This window comes from Sorangium sp. So ce321 (genome assembly GCF_051530195.1).
Taxonomy (GTDB): Bacteria; Myxococcota_A; Polyangia; order Polyangiales; family Polyangiaceae; genus Sorangium.
On the sequence record NZ_CP150329.1, the window covers coordinates 1,744,667 to 1,761,528 of the forward strand.

Below are 16,862 nucleotides of genomic sequence, written 5' to 3' on the forward strand. Positions count from 1 at the left end.
CGTGTCCGGAGGCCTGCGCCGCGCCGGCGTCGGTGGGGGTGTCGCCGAGGAGCGTGACGCGGCGACCTATACAGGCCTCCGTGTCGCCCCGCTCTCCTCGGCCGTCGCCACGCAGAAATCCGCCTCGGCGGCGTACCCCTGCGCGTCCCGGAGCTCCACCACGCGGTCCCGGCCGAGGGGCGCCGCGCCCGGGACGCGGAAGGTGGCGACATCGAGCCGCGGCACCGGCGTCTCCCGGGGCGCCGGCAGCTGCGGCACCCAGGCGTACGGCGCGCGGTAGGCCCGGTAAACCAGGTTGAGGCTGAGCGGCGGCTTGCGCCAGTAAGGGCTGATGTACTCCCAGACGATCTCGTGGGTCGGGGTGACCTCGAAGATCCGGCCGTCGGAGCCCTCGGTGATGAGCGTGTTGCCGTTCGGCAGCCGCTGGGCGCTGCTGATGAACGGGCTGTAGAAGCGCGACGCGTCGAGCGGCATCACGAACCCCGCCTCCCGGGGCGTGTACTGCCAGCGGATCTCCAGCGTGATGGGGTCGATCTCCAGCACCCGCGAGTGGTCGCGCAGGGCCGTCTTGAGCCCCCTGGGCGCGCCGGGGTTGGGGGCGCCGTAGCCGGCCCAGCCCCCGTTGTCGAACACGAGGAGGTTGCCCTCGCCGGGCAGCCCGCGCGGGATGAAGTGAGCGTGGTGCTGGCCGATGATCCAGCCGAGCCGGCGCTCGGCCTCGCTCCCGTCGTACCGCGGGCCGAGCTTCCACGCGATCCGCCCTGTCTTCTTGTCGACGATGGCGATGATGTTCGCCTCGCGCGCGTCCCAGATCAGGTTGTCCGGGTGAAAGCGCTCGTCGCCGGCGTCGTACCACCGGTTCGGCCCGAGCAGCGACAGCGAGTTGATGTGCAGCCAGTCGCCGATACCCGCGGCCGCGGCGCTCGCGCCGCCGAGGGCGCCCGCGCCCGGCGCGCGCAGGTTCGGGTCGCGGCGCAGCGCGGCGCGCGCTTCCTCGTCGAACCCGAGCTCCTCGACGTGCTCGTGGGCGCGCCATTGCCACACGATGTTCCCTTTCCAGTCCACCTCGATGATCTTGTCGTCGAGCAGCGGGTGCTCGGAGATCGCGTAATTCTGCACGTTCTCGTGCACGAGCAGGAAGGTGCTCCCCCGGTCGACGAGCGGCTCCTGGCCGGGTGCATGGTACCCGACCGGGTTGCCCTGCCGCTGGAAGTCGTGGTGCTGGCGCGCGAACCAGCGCGGCGTCTCGCCGGGATCCTCGATGTACTCGAGGCGGTCGAAGCGCCACACCACGTTGCCTTCCCAGTCGACCTGCACGAGGTCGATCTGGTCCTGCGTCCCGTGCTGCGGGTTGCGCTCGCCGGTGCTGCCGAACACCTGTCCGCCGGGCAGGAGCTTGCTCGGGAACCCGTGCAGCCCTTTCCAGAGCTGCACCTCGCGGCCGTTCATGTCGATGAGCAGCGCGCCGAGGCCTGGGGCCTGGAAGATGGTGTAGCCGTTCCAGCTTCGGTCAGGGTCATAGAGGGTGACCCCGGTGGGGTAGATGGTCGGATGGCCCATGCGTCGTGTCTCCCGGCCGGCGGCGCCGCCGCGGCGGTTCGCTCGGCTTGCTCGGCTTGCTCGGCTTGCTCGGCTTGCTCGGCTTGCTCGGCTTGCTCGGTTCGCACGTGTGCACGGGGCGTACCCGCGGCGGATGCCGCGGACGAAGGCGCCGCGCCGGGCCTCGCGGCGCGACGCTGTTGCGCAGGGAGCAGCTCGGCAGCACCGGCGCTGGCCAGGGAGCACCGCGCCCGCGAACGGGCGAACGGGCGAACGGGCGAGCGGGCGAACGGGCGAACGGGCGGCGAGCCTGCATCCGACCGTAGGCGCCGGGGGCCAGCTGGACGATACTTCGCCCCGAGAAGCAGGTGCTGATGGACTTCGACGTCGACTTCGCGATCGTGGGCTCTGGCTTCGGGGGCAGCGTCTCCGCGCTGCGCCTGACCGAGAAGGGCTATCGGGTGACCGTCCTCGAGTGCGGAAAGCGCTGGAGCAAGGACGACTTCCCCCTGACCAACTGGAACATACGAAAGTTCCTGTGGGCGCCCAGGCTGCTCTGTCACGGGATCCAGCGGCTCACCTTGCTCCGGGACACGCTCATCCTCTCGGGCGCGGGCGTGGGCGGCGGCTCGCTCGTGTACGCGAATACGCTGCTGGTGCCGCCGCCCGAGGCCTTCACCAACCCGGGCTGGCCTGCGGGCACGAGCTGGCGCGACGAGCTGATGCCCTTCTACGAGACGGCGAAGCGCATGCTCGGCGTGACGGCGAACCCGAAGCTCTGGCCGGCGGACCGGCAGCTCCGGCAGATCGCCGACGAGATGGGCCGGGGGGACACGTTTCACGTCACCAACGTGGCCGTGCTCTTCGCGAGGGAAGGGGAGCAGGAAGGGCAGCGCGTGCCCGACCCGTTCTTCGGCGGCGAGGGGCCGGAGCGCGCCACCTGCGTCCACTGCGGCGGCTGCATGGTGGGCTGTCGCTACGGCGCCAAGAACACGCTCGATCTCAACTACCTTTACCTGGCGGAGAAGAAGGGCTGCACCATCCAGCCCGAGACGATGGTCACCGCCATCGACGCGCTCCCTGGCGGCGGCTACGAGCTCACCCTGGAGCGCTCCACCGCGCTGCTCAAGAAGCGTCGCCGCAAGCTCCGGGCGCGCGGGGTCGTGCTCAGCGCCGGCGTGCTGGGCACGGTGAAGCTGCTGCTCCAGGCCAGGGCCGAGGGGCGATTACCGAACCTCTCCGGGCAGCTCGGCAATTACGTGCGCACGAACAGCGAGGTCATCCTCGGGGTGACAGCGAAGGACGACCGGGTCGACTACTCTCGTGGCATCGCGATCACGAGCGGCATCTACCCGGACGCGCGCACGCACATCGAGCCGGTGCGCTACCCCGCCGGCTCCGACGTGATGGGCGCCCTCGGCACCGTGCTCACCGACGACACGCCGGGACTGCCGCGCTGGCTGCGCTGGCTCGGCCGGCGGCTCCTGCACCCCATTGACCTCCTCTTTGGGCTCCTGCCCTTCAAGTTCGCGCGTCGGTCCACCATCCTCCTCGTGATGCAGACGCTGGACAACTACATGCAGCTCGTCTGGAAGCGCGGCGGCATGACCACCCACCGTCCGCCCGACCAGCCCAGGCCGCCGGCGTACATCCCCATCGCCAACGAGGTCGGCAAGCGGCTCGGCGTGCTGATGGACGGCACCCCGCGCAACGCCATCAACGAGGCCGTGCTCAACGTGCCGACCACCGCGCATATCCTCGGCGGCTGCGCCATCGCCCGTGACCCTGAGCACGGGGTCATCGACGAGCAGAACCAGGTGTTCGGCCACGAGAGCCTGTATGTGGTGGACGGCTCGATGGTGCCCTCGAACCTGGGCGTGAACCCGTCGCTCACCATCACCGCGATGGCCGAGCGGGCCATGAGCAAGCTCCCCCGGAAGCAAGACAACCCCGCGTTCGCCGGGTCCAGGACGGAGCGCCCGTCGCTGCCGGCGAGCTCCGCAGCGCCCCCGCCCGGGGCGTCGCGCGCGCCAGAGGCCGTCTGACGAACCGCTGCGCGCGGCTTGGTCCGTCGATCGGGCCAGGTTGAATTATTACAACGATGCCGCTGCGCGACCCGGCTCGTCGATCGAGTCAGGCTGAATTATTACAGCGGCACTCTCCCCATCTCCCGGAAATCAGCCCGCTTGCGGCGTTCTCTCGGACAGGGCGTGATCGGACGCCGCTGCGCTACATCCTGCCACCTGATTGCGGAACTCGCCACTACAGCAGGGTCTGGTCGCATGACAAAGAGCCTCACTGTGTCATGTTGCCTCGCCGCGGGGAGCTCACGCCGCCGCGCGAAGCAATCCAGCAGAGCTTGTACTGTAAAAATCCAGTGAAGCTCTGCAAGAGATCGAGGAGGACGCCTCTGTGAGATTCCGAGCCTGTATGACCGGGTTGCTCCTCATTGCCGGCTGCAACGGCGAGATCGGCGGCATCACGGCCGGTGAGGACGCGCCGCTCCCTCCGCCCGTCAACATCCCTCCTGTCCACGTCCAGTGCACTCACGTGGGGAGCGGCACGGACTACCAGGTCGGCCCGGGCAAGCAGTTCGAGTCGATCGGCGATGTCCCGCTCGAGTCGCTCGTCGCCGGCGACACGGTGCGCATCTTCTGGCGCTCCGAGGGGTACCACGAGAAGATCATGCTCGGCGGTCAGGGGACCGCGGAGCAGCCGATCCGGGTCTGCGGCGTCCCGGGGCCGGGCGGCGAGCTGCCGGTGATCGACGGCGAGGGCGCCACGACGCGGCCCGAGCTCGATTTCCCCTTCGACGGTCACCAGGTGAGGGGGCTCGTGATCATCGGGCACAAGCACGACGACGCGTACGATCTCGCGCCCAGCCACATCACTGTCGAGGGGCTCGAGATCAAGAACGCATCGCCCCCGTTCCGCTTCACCGACAAGGCCGGCTCCGCGGCGTCCTACGCGGACAACGCGGCCGGCATCTTCGTCGAGCGCGGCGACCACGTGACGATCCGCGCCTGCGAGGTGCACGAGAACGCCAACGGCCTCTTCATCGGCACGGGCGGCGCGGAGATCCTCACCGAGGACGTGCTCATCGAGTCCAACTACATCCACGACAACGGCAGCCTGAGCGATTACAACGAGCACAACGTCTACAACGAAGCCTCGAACGTCATCTACCAGTTCAATCGCTTCGGCCCCACGCGCGGCGGCAACGGCAACAACATCAAGGAGCGCTCCGCCGGCGTGGTCATCCGTTACAACTGGATCGAGGACGGCGCCCACCTGATCGATCTCGTGGACGCGCAGGAGGCGACCGACTCGGTCGCGCTGCCGTCGTTCCACGAGACGTTCATCTACGGCAACGTGCTCCTGCGCACCGGCTACGGCCCGTCGATGGTCCACTATGGCGGGGACAGCGGGCAGACCGAGAATTACAGGAAGGGCACGCTCCACTTCTTCGCCAACACCGTCTTCGTGAAGAACGAGGCGTACCGGGATTACGAGCGCTCCGCGGTGTTCGAGGCCTCGACCAACGACGAGCGGATCGACGCCCGGAACAACGTGTTCGCCAGCAGCCAGGAGCCGACCGACATCCGCGCGGTCACCTTCATGGGCGACCGCGACGACGTGGCCGCGGGGACCCTCCTCCTCGCCGGGAACTGGGTCATGAAGGGGTGGACGGCGTTCGATCCCGTCCCGGGCCCGCAGCTGCTCGGGAAGGTGGACGGCCTGGACAGCCAGATCGTCGGCCTCGCCCCGCCCTTCGCCCCGGTGGAAGGTCACGACTTCCTCCCGGTCACCGGCGGCCCGCTCGTCGGCGCCGGCGCGGCGCTCGACGGCCTCCCGGCGGTCGAGCACCAGTACTCGCCGCACCAGCAGGCCAAGGCGCGCAGCGACGGCTCCAGCTTCACGATCGGCGCGTTCGCCCCGTAGCGCGCGGCGCGCGCAGGCCGCCCTCGCCCGGCGCCGCGCGGCCGACACGCGCGGTATGAGCCGGGGGGGCCGGCGCTGCGCTTCATGAGCCCGCCGCGCTCGCCGCGCGACCGGGCTCGGCCGCCACGGCCACGGCGCTCCTTGCCCACCTGCCGCGAGCCGTCGTACGGTCCACCGCCGCCGGGCGCGGTGCGGGCGCGGTGGAGGAGGAGTATGTCGTACGAGACCAGGTTCGTGGAAGCGGGCAGCGCCGAGGAGCTGACCGCGCTGGTGCAGCAGGCAGAGCGCGACGGGTGGCAGTTCGTCTCGGCGCAGGTGACGATGGTATGGGTGAACGGAGAGCCGCAGCGGCCGGGAGAGCCGGCCGGCCATGCCAGGAAGTGCATGCTCGCGGCCCTGCACCGCCCCGTCGCCTTCGGGGAGCAGGCCTGACCGCGGCGACGGTCTGCCCCGTCGAGGGCCGCGTCGAGCGCCGCGGCGGGCGCCCGGAGCGCTCGCGTCGAGCGCGCCGTGCGGCGCGCCGTCGCGGCGGGTGACTCCGACCGGCACCTCGGCCGCGCCCGCGCCGCCTCGGGCTCCGGCGGCTCGCGCTTCGTTCAGCCCCCGGGGGAGAACTCGATCGGATAGACGACCGTGGTCTTCTGCCCGACGCCCGGGAACCTCAGCGCGGTCGTCGCCGCCACCATGCACCGCTCCAGGGTCGCGTCGCGCAGCGTCGAGCTCGCCGTGTCGACCGCGGCGTCAGCCACCGCGCCGTCGCCCAGGATCGCGAACCTGAGCGGGACCGACCCCGCCGCGGCCGGGCTCCGCGCGAGGAGCTCCTCGTAGCAGACCCGGTACCGCCCGAACGAGCCCCGCACGACCGCCTGGATCTCCGCGGGCTCGAGCTGGCCCGGCAGCGGCACCGAGACGGGCGCCGCGGGCAGCTCGGTCATCGCCGCGAGCGCCGCCTCGACGGCGGGGAGCTGCGCCCGGCGCGGCGCGGCGATCAGGATCGCGGGAGGCGCCCCGGCGCGCTCGCGCGCAGCGATGACCCCCTCGCCCTTCTCGAGCCGCGCGACGATGTCCGCCGTGGGCAGCGGCAGGTCCGCGTCGTACCGCGCGGGGATGCGCTGGTTGCCGAGATCGAAGTAGAAGACCGCGAGGCTCGACCCGAGCCGCGGCCGGGCCGCCGGGATCTGGACCCAGCCATCGGTCCCGTACGACTTGTGGTTGATCGCGACCTGGTCGTCGCAGCGCGGACAGGCCTCCTGCCGGAGCGCGCGGATCGCGGGCGCGATCGCGAAGGTCCTGAGGCGTTCGCTCACATCCCGGCTCCCGCCGAACGTGAGCACGCGGATCGTGACCTCCCGGGGGCCCGACTCTGGCACGGGAAAATACCGCGCGAGCGCGCGGGCGAACGGCGACGCCTGGCTCGCGTCGCCAGGCTCCTCCGGCAGCGGGTCCTCCTCGCTCCCGGTGACCAGCAGGCGCAGGCGCCGCTCGGCGGCCTTCTGGAGCGGCCAGGGCTCGCCGACGGCGTGATCGCCGAGGAGCGACTCCACGGCGGCGATCGCGGCCTCCGGGTCGCCCTCCGCCTCGAGCACCCGGCTCATCGCGAGCCTCGCCTGATCGCGCTGATCCGGCGTCACCGCCGGGTCGGCGAGCACCTCGGAGAGCGCCTGCCGCGCGGCGGCGATCTCCCGGCCCACGTCGAGCCTGCGCTCGGCCTGCTCGATCGCGAGCGAGACATCGGGCCGCCTGTTCGCGCCGGCGGCGAGGTCGACGCGCGCTTCGGCGCCCGGCGCGGCGGTCTCCGGCCCCTCCGCGCACGAGGCGAGCGAGAGCAGGCCGGCGGCGATGGCGGCGGTGGCGGCGCGGTGATGGATGGTATTCATGACGATCGATGTCCTCCTGCGCGCGGCCCGTTTGCAGCGGCGCGTGAGAGGCATTCTGCGCACTGGCCTTGTTGGCTCCGTCTTCGCCATGTCACCGTTCCGTCTCCGGCGCCGGAGCGCGGGTGAAGCGGTAGCCGGCGCCGCGCACGGTCACGAGGTGCCGAGGCGATCTCGGATCGGGCTCGAGCTTCGCGCGCAGCCGGTTGATGAAGTTGTCGACCGTGCGATCGGTGCCGAAGTAGTCCGCGCCCCAGACCGCGTCGAGGATGCGCTGGCGCGGCAGGAGCGCGCCCTCGCGCTCGACGAAGAAGCGCAGGAGCTTCATCTCGAGCGCCGTGAGCTCGACGGGCGCCCCGCGCCGCTCCACGCGGTGGGCGCGGAAGTCGACGACGACCTCCGCGAACTGCACGACCGCGCGCTCGGCGTCGCCGAGCCGCCGCCGCCGGAGCGCCGCGTCGACGCGGGCGAGGAGCTCGGAGACGCCGAACGGCTTGACGATGTAGTCGTCCGCGCCGAGCCGGAGCCCCCGCACCCTGTCCTGCTCCTCGCCCTTGGCCGTGACCATCAGGATGGGCAGGTCGGCGTCGTGGCGGCGGAGCTCCTCGCAGATCTCGAAGCCGTTCATCCCGGGCAGCATCACGTCGAGCAGCACGAGGTCGGGCCGGGCGGCGAGCGCCATCGAGAGCCCCTCGGTGCCGGTCTTCGCCACCTCGACGCGGAAGCCCGCCGAGCGCAGCGTCTTCTGGAGGCCGAGGCGCAGCGTCGGGTCGTCCTCGACGACGAGGACGGTCTCCAGCCTGCCTTCGGGGGTCTTCTGGGTCATGGCGTCCTCTCCGTCGGTTCGCTCGGTTCGCTCGGTTCCGTCGGCCCGGGGGCCCCGGGCGGTCCGGGGACCCAGAGGGTGAACGCGGCGCCGCGGCCCGGCTCGCTCTCGACGCGGGCGCTGCCGCCGTGCGCGCGGGCGACGTGCCGGACCAGCGACAGCCCGATGCCGCTGCCCGAGACGGCGCGGCTCAGCCGGTCGTCGGCGCGCTCGAACGGCTCGAAGATGCGGCGCTGGTCTCGCCGGGCGACGCCCGGACCGCGGTCCTCGACGGCGATGGCGACGCCGCCGCGCTCGCGCGCGACGCGGACCCGGTAGGGGGCGGCGCGCGGCGCGTACTTGAGGGCGTTGGCGAGGAGGTTGTCGACCGCGAGCTGGATCTGGCCCGCGTCGATGCTCGCCTCCGCGGCCTGGTCGAGGTCGCGCTCGACCCTGGGCATCTCCGGGTTCCGCTCCTCGAACGTGTCGATCGAGGCCGCGACCGCCGCCGCGACGCGGGCCGGGGCGCGTTGGGCGGCGGCGCGCCCGGCCATCATCCGGCTGAAGCCGAGCAGCCGCTCCACGGTCTCGCCGAGCCGCCGCGACTCGCGCCCGAGCGCCTCGAACACCTCGCGGTGCTCCTCCGGCGCGAGCCGCCCCTCCTCGAGCAGCTCCGAGAGCATGCGGACCGACGCGATCGGCGTCCGGAGCTCGTGGGAGACGGCGGCGACGAAGTCGGTGCGCAGCTCGCTGGAGCGCCGGGCGGCGCGCATGCGCGCGAACAGCAGCGCCGCCAGCCCGAGGGCGAGCGCCGTGGCGGCGGCGCCGACGCCGACGAGCAGCCGCTTGCCGCGCGCCGCGTGCCGCGCCACGGCCGCCGGATCGGCGGGCGAGAGCCGCACGGCGAGCTCCGGCGCGATCGGCAGGAGGGCCGCGGGCGCGCCGCCGAGCTCGGGCGCGCCCGGCGCCTGCCCGGCGGCCCCGGCGGCCGCGGGCCCGGCGAGGACGTCGGCGCGGACGTCCGGCGGCACCGGGCGCGCGTCGCCGCGGAGCCAGCCGGCGAGCGAGCCGGCGTGGATCACGAAGCCGGCGGAGCGCCCGTCCGGGAGCGCCCGCAGCGTGCCCGCGGAGGCGCCCGTGCGCCACGAGGCGAGGCCGCGGCCGTCGGGGCGCGCGCGCAGCGCGGCGTCGAGGCCTCCGCGCTGGAGCTCGGCCACGAGCGCGTCCCGCTCCGGGCGCGCGGCCGCGAGGGCCGCGCGCGCCCGCTCGCGCGGCTCGCCCGAGAGCGCGGCGTCCGCCTCGAGCGCGGCGGCCTTGCGCTCCGCCTCGGAGAGCCCTGCCGCGTGCCCCTCGAGCCAAGCGGCGACGGCGGCCTGATCGACGGCGCGGTCCGCCGCGGCGTCGAGCGCGAGGACGGGCCAGAGCCATCGCCCGGCCGGCGACCGGGCCTCGGCGCAGCGCGCGAGGAAGTCGCGCCGCGCGCCGGCGCGGCCCTCGGCGTCCGGCCCGGCGACGGCGCGGGCGAGCGCGGCGCACCCCTCGGGCGCGGGCGCGAGCGGCAGCGCGGCCTGGGGCGGCAGCAGCACGGAGCGATCCGGCGCGAGCAGCACCGGCGCCGCGAACGGCGGCGCGATCCCGGCGAGCGCCGCCGCGGCGGCGTCGGGGGCGCCGCCGTCGGCGGGCAGGGCGGGTAGGGCGGCGAGGGCGGCGGCGGCGATGTCGACCTCCTGATCGATCGCGCGCGACAGGCGGTCGGAGGCGGTGGCCAGCCCGAGCGCCACCTCGCGGCGCGCGCCGTCGGCCTCGTTGGCGAGGGCGCGGAGGCCGAGGACGCCGACGCAGATCGCGGGGACGCTCGCGGCGGCGGCGAAGAGCGCCCAGTCGCGCAGGCGGCTGGCCCGGGGGGAGAGCACGGGCGCAGCGTCGCACGGGAAGGTCACGGGAATGTCACGAGGCGGGGAGCACCGGAGGTGCGCTCAGGCGGGCTTGCTGGCGTGCGCGCGGTTCCAGTAGAACAACATGTCCGCGTCGTCTCGATCGCGCACGGCGTCCAGCTCCGCGATCGCCGCGCGCGCGTCCTCCCGGGGCAGCCTGCGCGCCGCGAGCGAGCCCTTGGTGTCTTGTCACATGCTCGCGCCGGGCAGATCCGGACAGCTCGCCCAGCAAGGCTCCGCCTCCTTGCATGTCCTGTCGCTGACGCACTCCGTGCAGGCGGCGGCGCTCTCCTGATAACCCGAGTCCGCGTCCGCCTCGTCCTCGCACTCGCTCGTGCACGACATCGTGTCGAGGTCCTCGATACATTCGGAGTATTTCGAGCATATCTTGGCGCAATCCACCGTGCGCCCGGCCTCGCTGTCCCTCGCGCATCCGGGCGCCAGGACAGCGGCTGAAACAGCGAGAACTACCCATGCGATCAATCTCTTCACGTTCACCTCCCGTGTCGACTGCGTGATGATGTCCGGCGGGTCGTCTCACCCGCGCAGGTCGCGCCTCAATACGTGGGAGGAGGAGCCGGCGCCGGGTCCCCTGGCCTCGTCTGGCGCGGGATCGGCTCGCCGCTATCCATGGCCTTCTGCACGGCTTTGGCGTGCGCGTCTTCGGCCTTCCGCTGCTCGTCGCTCGCCATCCCGTACTGCCCCCGCTGAGCCGCGTCATCGGCGTTGTTCTGGTGGACCACCGCGCGCCGCTGCTCCTCGGACGACGTCGCGCCGCAACCAAGGGCCGAGGCGACAAGGACGCCTGTGATGCATGTCATCTTGATGAGATTTTTCATGGTGCCTTTTCCTGTCTGTTCGTTTCGTGGCGACCGCGAGCGCTCCCCGGGGCGCCGCGGCGGCCGTCCTCATCGCTCGCTCGTCGGGCCGCGCCTCCAGGCGCCTGCTCCTGAGCTCACCCGGTACCGATCGCGCGCCGACTTCCGGCCTCCCGCGCTTCTCCAGCGCGGACGATCGATCCTCGTCTGTACTCCTATTGCAAGAACCAGCCCAGGCCGCGCGTGCAGCGGCGGCGCTCGCTTCCGGGCCAGCGTTTTCGGCTGCATCGCCCAGGCGCGCCGAGCTCGATGCTCCTGCACGCAGATCAGGCGATCCGCGCGCGCTTCACCGCCATCGGGACACATTGTCCCTTGCGCAGGGCAGCGAAGGGCTCGCCGGCGACTCGAACAGCAGCTTCCGCCCGGCAACGCGCTGGACCCGCCGTATCGCCACGGAATTTGACAGAATGCACCAACGTCACAATCTGCCACGACGGCGACGACGGCGTCCGACCATGGCGCCGGAAGCACGTTCACCGGGTCGCGCCTTCATCGAGCGCGCCTGGGGGCTCGGCGCGCCGATCCACGCGCACGCGCCGTTCCGGCGGCGCTGAGCCTTTGGTCCTCTTTCTGCTTATCTCGTTTCCCTGGTCCTCGGTCGTTCACGCCAGGCCGCGCCGTCCACCGTATATAGGGTTGGGGCCGCTCGGCTGGGTTCGATGGACCGACCACGAAGCCGGTCAACACCGGCTCGCTGCTCGCTCCTCTCGTCGCCTCGTCGGTGCAGCGCTTCGACGAGGTGACCGGCGGGCGAAGCGCATGGGTCACGCTGTCCTGACCCCGGACAGGAGACAGTCGGTTCATGCTGAATCAAGGTGCATCGCTCGATGTTCCATTCTGGGCGTGGCTCGTCCTCGGGGGCGTGGTTCTCCTGAGTCTCCTCGTCGATCTGGTGGGCCATCGCGGCGAGCACGGCCTCGGCCGGAGGCAAGCGATCCTCTGGAGCTGCGCCTGGGTCGCGCTGGCGGTCGCGTTCGGTGGATGGATCGCCTTCGAGTTCGGCCGCGCCGCGGCCGTGAACTACGCGACCGCCTACCTCATCGAGAAGAGCCTCAGCGTCGATAACCTCTTCCTCTTCCTCGTCATCTTCGCGCGGCTCTCGATCCCCCAGACCGAGCAGCACCGCGTCCTCCTGTGGGGAATCCTCGGGGCGTTCGCGACCCGGGCGGCTTTCATCGGCGGCGGCACCGCCCTCCTGGAGGCGTGGCACGGCGTGGTCTATGTCCTCGGCGCCTTCCTGATCTTCACGGGCGTGAAGACGGCGCGCGAGCCCTCCGAGGCGGCTGGAGAGAGCAAGATGCTCCGCTTCCTCCAGCGTCATCTGCCCCTCACGCCCCGGCTGCACGGTCACCGGTTCTTCGTCGTGGAAAGCGGCCGCCGCCTCGCGACGCCCCTCCTGCTCGCGCTCATCGTCATCGAGCTCACCGACGTGCTCTTCGCCGTCGATTCGATCCCGGCGGTGTTCGCGATCACCGGCGAGCCGTTCATCGTCTACAGCTCGAACGTCTTCGCCATCCTGGGGATGCGGGCGCTCTACCTCGTGCTCCAGGACCTGCTCACGGGCCTTGCGTACCTGCGATTCGGCCTTGCCGCGATCCTCATCTTCGCCGGCACGAAGATGCTGGGCTCACAGCTCTTCCATGTCCCGCATGCCGTGTCGCTGCTCGTCATCTTCTTCATCCTCGTCGCTTCGATCGTGCCGAGCGTCGTGTCGAAGCGGCGCAGGGCTCGAGCGGAGCGGCTGCGCGTCGCCTAGGACACCAAGCAGGTTGAAACCCCGAGTAAATGAACCACAGAGGCACAGAGGGCACAGAGTTTTTGAGTTGTTCCGCTGTGTCCTCTGTGTCCTCTGTGCCTCTGTGGTTCAAATCTCTTCGTTCCCGGACGTTTCAAGCTGATTACCACCCCGCGCGGCCGGCGCTCACCGCCCCTCGCGCGGCGCGGTGACCCTCGCCCACACCGCGAGGATCATCGCCTGTTCCATGGTGCGCGGCGGGGGATGGCCCCTCGGGGGCTCGGCCGGCAGCGGGACGGGCGGCTCTCCCCTGCGCCATGGCGCGTCGTGCCGCGCCGAGGCCCCGGCCGCCGGGCCGCGGCGCCCGACCTCGTAATCGACAGCGGCCACCGCCTCCTCGAAGGTGGTGAAGCGCTCGACGAGCTTGCCGTCCAGGAGGACGTGCCACCGCTTCCCGCGACCGCCGCGGGCGAGGACGACGACCTCGCTGATCGCTCCGGGCTTCCTCTCGAAATGGAGCGCGAGGCCGAAGCGGCCGAGCGAGGCCCACGCATTGCGCGAGATGGCCAGCACCTCCGGGTCGACGCGGAGGCTCAGGGGATCGAAGTGCGCGGCGCGCTCCTGGATCTCGCGCAGGGTGATGCGGCCCGCCTCGACCTCGAAGCCGGGGTAATCGAAGGCCACCTGCCGGTAGAAGCGGCCCGCCTCCGCGGCGTCCTTGCCCTCGAGATCGAGGTCGCGGGGCATGCCGAATAGCGAGGGGAGCGTGCACAGCTGGAGCGAGGAGAGGTCGACGAAATCCAGGATGAGGCAGTCCTTCTTGCCGGGATGGAGGCGGGTGCCGCGCCCGACGCACTGGGCATAGAGGCCCTCCGAGCGCGTGGGGCGGGCCATCGCGACGCAGGAGACACCAGGGTCGTCGAAGCCCTCGGTGAGGACAGCGACGTTGGTGAGGACCTGGACGCGCTCTTCCCGGAAATCGGCGAGGACCCGGCCGCGGAGGTCGGAAGGCATGTCGCCGTGGACGTAGGCGGCCCGGACGCCGAGGTGGTTGAGCGCCTTCGCGAGGTTCCTGGCGTGCGCGACAGTGACGCAGAAGGCGATGGTGCGGCGGTCGCGGGCGAGCTCCTGAATCGAGCGGGCGACGAGGGCGTTGCGCTCCTCCATGTCGACGGCCTCCTCGAGCTCGTCCGTCGCGAAGTCGAGGCCGCCGCCGTCGAGGCGGGAGAGGTCGGTGGCGGTGGCGACGCGGTAGCCGGTGAGGGGGGCGAGGTAGCCGTCCGCGATCATCTCGGGGAGGGTGCGGCTGTAGACGATCGCCTCGAAGACGTCGTCGAGGCCTTTGCCGTCGCCGCGGGCCGTCGTGGCCGTGAACCCGAGGAGGGTGCCAGTCCACGCGGGGTCGAAGGCGCCGAGCTGGCGGAGCACGCGGCGGTTGTCCTCGGCGGGGGCGTGGTGGCACTCGTCGTAGATGACGAGGCCTATATCGCGGCCGCCGGTGACCTGCTCCAGCCGCTTCTCGTGGAGGGAGCGGATGGAACAGACGATGACGCGCGCTTCCGACGAGGCGCGGAGCTCGCCCTGCTCGACGGCGACCGTGGCCTGTCCGCCGAGGGCGCGCTCGATCTTGTCCTTGGCCTGGAAGAGGAGCTCTTCGCGGTGGGCGAGGACGAGGACCTGCCGCCTGGCGAGGCGGGCGAGATGGGAGAAGATGACCGTCTTGCCAGCGCCGGTCGGGAGGCACACGACCATGCGCCGGACGCCGCGCCTGCGGGCCGCGAGGACGGCCTCGACGGCGGCGCGCTGGTAAGGGCGCAGGGCGGGCGCGCCGGGGCTCATCGGTGCTGAGGCGGTCGTGGGGCTGGTCATGAGCGCTCTTGCTGGCGTCGCGGCAGCATAGCCCGGAGCCCCTGCCCGTGCTCTTCGCGGCGCGGGTCCGCTCCGCGCAGGCGCGCGCGCGGCGCGATCAGATCCACATCTGCGTGGAGGGATCCCAGCGCTTCCAGGTGCCTTCGTCGTCCAGGTAGATGTCGCTCTCCCCGGCGAGGGTGCGGAACCGCTTCTTCCGGACCTTCAGGTCGCCGCGCTTCGTCGTGTAGTCGGTCTGGACGTCCGCGGCGGCGATGCTCCGCATGTCGACGAGGAGCTCGTCCCCGCTCGCCTCGACCACCACGTAGCCGTTGGCATTGCTGTTGGCGTAGGCGACGTGCGGGTTGATCTTCGTCTCGGTCGACATGATCAGATCGTCGATGCCGGCGGCGAGCAGCGCGGCCCCGGGCACCGCGCTCAGCACCGGATCGCCGGCCACCTGGCCCGTCAAGAGCTCGCGGAAGGGCGCCGACGAGACGGCGCCGCCCACGAACTCGACGATCTTCTTCGTGGGATCCGCGCTGAGGCCGGCCGTCCCCGCGAAGAAGGCGTGGATATCGCCGGTGATCGCCACGACGTTGCCCACGTCGACGAGCCGCGCCAGGAGCTCGTCCCGCTTGTTGCGGAAGCCGTCCCAGGCGTCGAGGTTCATGTAGAAGCTGCGCTTGAACTGCTCGGGGATGCTGTAGGGCGTGAGATCGACGGCGAGCGGCAGGAGGCAGAACTCGTTGCCCCAGACCTTCCAGGTCGCCTTGGACCCTTCCATCGTGTCGAGGAACCACGCCTCCTGCTTGGCCCCCATCACGTCCTCGCTCGCCCCCTGCGTCTCCTTGTAGCGGATGGCAGCGTAGATATCGACGGTGTCCTTGACCGCGAGGTAACGGGAGCCGATCGACGTGTGCGCGCCGAGCTTGCCGAGATCCACGTACGCGATGCCCCGCTCCAGGAACGCCTGCTCCTCTTCAGCGATGAGCGGGATCTGCGTCTCCTCCGGCAGGCCCTCGTTCACGCTGGCCACGATCGTGTTGATGTAGAGGGCGCTGACCTTCCCTTTCACCTCGGCGGCGTCGTAGCCGGCGGCCTCCGCGGCCTCGGCGAGGACCGACGCGTAGATCCCGTCGCTGTAGGCCTCGATGTCGTCCACGTAGGGCGTGGCGGACGCGGGGACCTCTCCGAACTCCTCGAGGAGCTTGCCCAGATCGAGCACCACCTTGCCCGGGAAGGCGCCCTCGGGGATGAGGTGATCCGGCCGGTAGCTGCGCAGATCCGTCATCACCAGGTGCACGTGCTTGCCGAACACGAAGTCGCGGTAGATGCGGAGATCGCCCGGGAACGAGGCGCCGGGGTCGTACTCGAAGTCGTCGCCGTAGTCGACCGGCTGGTACTCGAACCACGCCTGGTTCGCGGCCTTGCGGCGCTCCACGTCGGTCTCGTCCTCCTGGCCATTGAAGTACGTGGCCGTGGCGCCGTGGGAGTCGTCCGAGAACTCGTGGTCGTCCCAGATGGCGATCATCGGGAAGCTCTCGTGGACCTTCTGGAGGTTCGCGTCGGAGCGGTACGTCCTGTAGAGCTCTCGGTAATTGCTCAGCGACCTCGCCGCGCGATAGGCCCCGTCTCCGAGGGCGATGCTGCCTTTCTCGTCGGTGAAGTCGACGCCGCGCCCGGTGGTGTTCTGGAAGCTGGGGTCGCCGGTCGTCTCGTAGACGTAGTCGCCGAGGTGCACGAAGAAGTCGAGCTCCTCCTCGGCGAGCGCGAGGTGGGTATTGTAGAAGCGTCCGATATAGTCCTGGCAGGACACGTAGGCGAAGCGGACCTTGACGTCGGCCTCCGCGGCCGGCGCGGTCTTGGTCCGGCCCACGCGCGACACGTAGGCCTTGTCGCCCTTCGCGTAGATGAAGCGGTAGTGGTAGACCGTGCCCGCCGCGAGGCCGCGGACCTTCACCTTGACGCAGTGATCGTGCCTCGCGAGCGCCTTCACCCTCGCCTGTCCGGCGTCGAGCGCCACCTGCTGCGTGAACTCGGCGTCGGTCGCGACCTCGACCTCGACCTCGAGATCCTCCTCGCCGTCCTGCACGCGGGCCCAGAGGACGACGCTGTCGGGGCGAGGATCGCCGGAGGCGACCGACTGCGGGAAAAACTCGGAGCCGTCGGTGAGCTCGCGCTCGGTGTCGACGGGGATGACCGGGTTGACGACCTCGGGGTCGCTGCAGGCCGGGACGACGAGCGCGCCGGCCGTGACGAGGGTGGCTCGAAGGAAATCTCTGCGCTTCAGCATCGACGGTCAGG

The 16,862-nt window shown here is 71.3% G+C and carries 12 protein-coding genes; 4 read left to right on the forward strand and 8 right to left on the reverse strand.

What is annotated here, in order from left to right; all coding sequences use genetic code 11:
- Positions 1–66 precede the first annotated feature (66 nt).
- On the reverse strand, positions 67–1,560 hold the full coding sequence (locus WME89_RS06875; protein ID WP_438008437.1) for an aryl-sulfate sulfotransferase: 1,494 nt from the start codon (positions 1,558–1,560) through the stop codon (positions 67–69).
- Between the two features lie 353 nt (positions 1,561–1,913).
- Between WME89_RS06875 and WME89_RS06880 the strand changes: the two genes are divergently transcribed.
- The 3 genes from WME89_RS06880 (at position 1,914) to WME89_RS06890 (ending at position 5,913) form a co-directional block, all read left to right on the forward strand.
- Positions 1,914–3,584 carry a GMC oxidoreductase gene (locus WME89_RS06880; RefSeq protein ID WP_438008438.1) on the forward strand — a complete coding sequence of 557 codons (1,671 nt, stop codon included), beginning with the start codon at positions 1,914–1,916 and terminating at the stop codon, positions 3,582–3,584.
- A 385-nt stretch (positions 3,585–3,969) separates the two neighbouring features.
- A complete protein-coding gene (locus tag WME89_RS06885) occupies positions 3,970–5,481 on the forward strand; it encodes a right-handed parallel beta-helix repeat-containing protein (protein ID WP_438008439.1) in 1,512 nt (503 codons plus the stop codon).
- A gap of 213 nt (positions 5,482–5,694) precedes the next feature.
- Positions 5,695–5,913: a hypothetical protein gene (locus WME89_RS06890; RefSeq protein WP_438008440.1), complete on the forward strand. Its 219-nt coding sequence runs from the start codon at positions 5,695–5,697 to the stop codon at positions 5,911–5,913.
- Between the two features lie 164 nt (positions 5,914–6,077).
- Here WME89_RS06890 and WME89_RS06895 read toward each other — a convergent pair whose 3' ends face one another.
- The 5 genes from WME89_RS06895 to WME89_RS06915 form a co-directional block, all read right to left on the reverse strand.
- The gene (locus WME89_RS06895) at positions 6,078–7,358 is read right to left on the reverse strand and encodes an AgmX/PglI C-terminal domain-containing protein (RefSeq protein ID WP_438008441.1); all 1,281 of its coding nucleotides are present in this window, start codon (positions 7,356–7,358) and stop codon (positions 6,078–6,080) included.
- Positions 7,359–7,449: 91 nt separating this feature from the next.
- Complete coding sequence (locus WME89_RS06900) at positions 7,450–8,181, reverse strand: response regulator transcription factor (protein WP_438008442.1); 732 nt, start codon at positions 8,179–8,181, stop codon at positions 7,450–7,452.
- Positions 8,178–10,073: a sensor histidine kinase gene (locus tag WME89_RS06905; protein WP_438008443.1), complete on the reverse strand. Its 1,896-nt coding sequence runs from the start codon at positions 10,071–10,073 to the stop codon at positions 8,178–8,180. The genes WME89_RS06900 and WME89_RS06905 overlap by 4 nt, the downstream gene beginning before the upstream one ends.
- Positions 10,074–10,283: 210 nt before the next feature.
- Positions 10,284–10,439 carry a hypothetical protein gene (locus WME89_RS06910; protein WP_438008444.1) on the reverse strand — a complete coding sequence of 52 codons (156 nt, stop codon included), beginning with the start codon at positions 10,437–10,439 and terminating at the stop codon, positions 10,284–10,286.
- A 212-nt stretch (positions 10,440–10,651) separates the two neighbouring features.
- A complete protein-coding gene (locus WME89_RS06915) occupies positions 10,652–10,933 on the reverse strand; it encodes a hypothetical protein (protein WP_438008445.1) in 282 nt (93 codons plus the stop codon).
- Between the two features lie 841 nt (positions 10,934–11,774).
- Here WME89_RS06915 and WME89_RS06920 point away from each other — a divergent pair.
- Complete coding sequence (locus WME89_RS06920; protein WP_438008446.1) at positions 11,775–12,728, forward strand: TerC/Alx family metal homeostasis membrane protein; 954 nt, start codon at positions 11,775–11,777, stop codon at positions 12,726–12,728.
- A gap of 165 nt (positions 12,729–12,893) precedes the next feature.
- Here the strand turns inward: WME89_RS06920 and WME89_RS06925 are convergent, their stop codons facing one another.
- The gene (locus WME89_RS06925) at positions 12,894–14,576 is read right to left on the reverse strand and encodes a DEAD/DEAH box helicase (RefSeq protein WP_438008447.1); all 1,683 of its coding nucleotides are present in this window, start codon (positions 14,574–14,576) and stop codon (positions 12,894–12,896) included.
- A 97-nt stretch (positions 14,577–14,673) separates the two neighbouring features.
- On the reverse strand, positions 14,674–16,851 hold the full coding sequence (locus WME89_RS06930) for an alkaline phosphatase D family protein (RefSeq protein WP_438008448.1): 2,178 nt from the start codon (positions 16,849–16,851) through the stop codon (positions 14,674–14,676).
- Positions 16,852–16,862 lie beyond the last annotated feature (11 nt).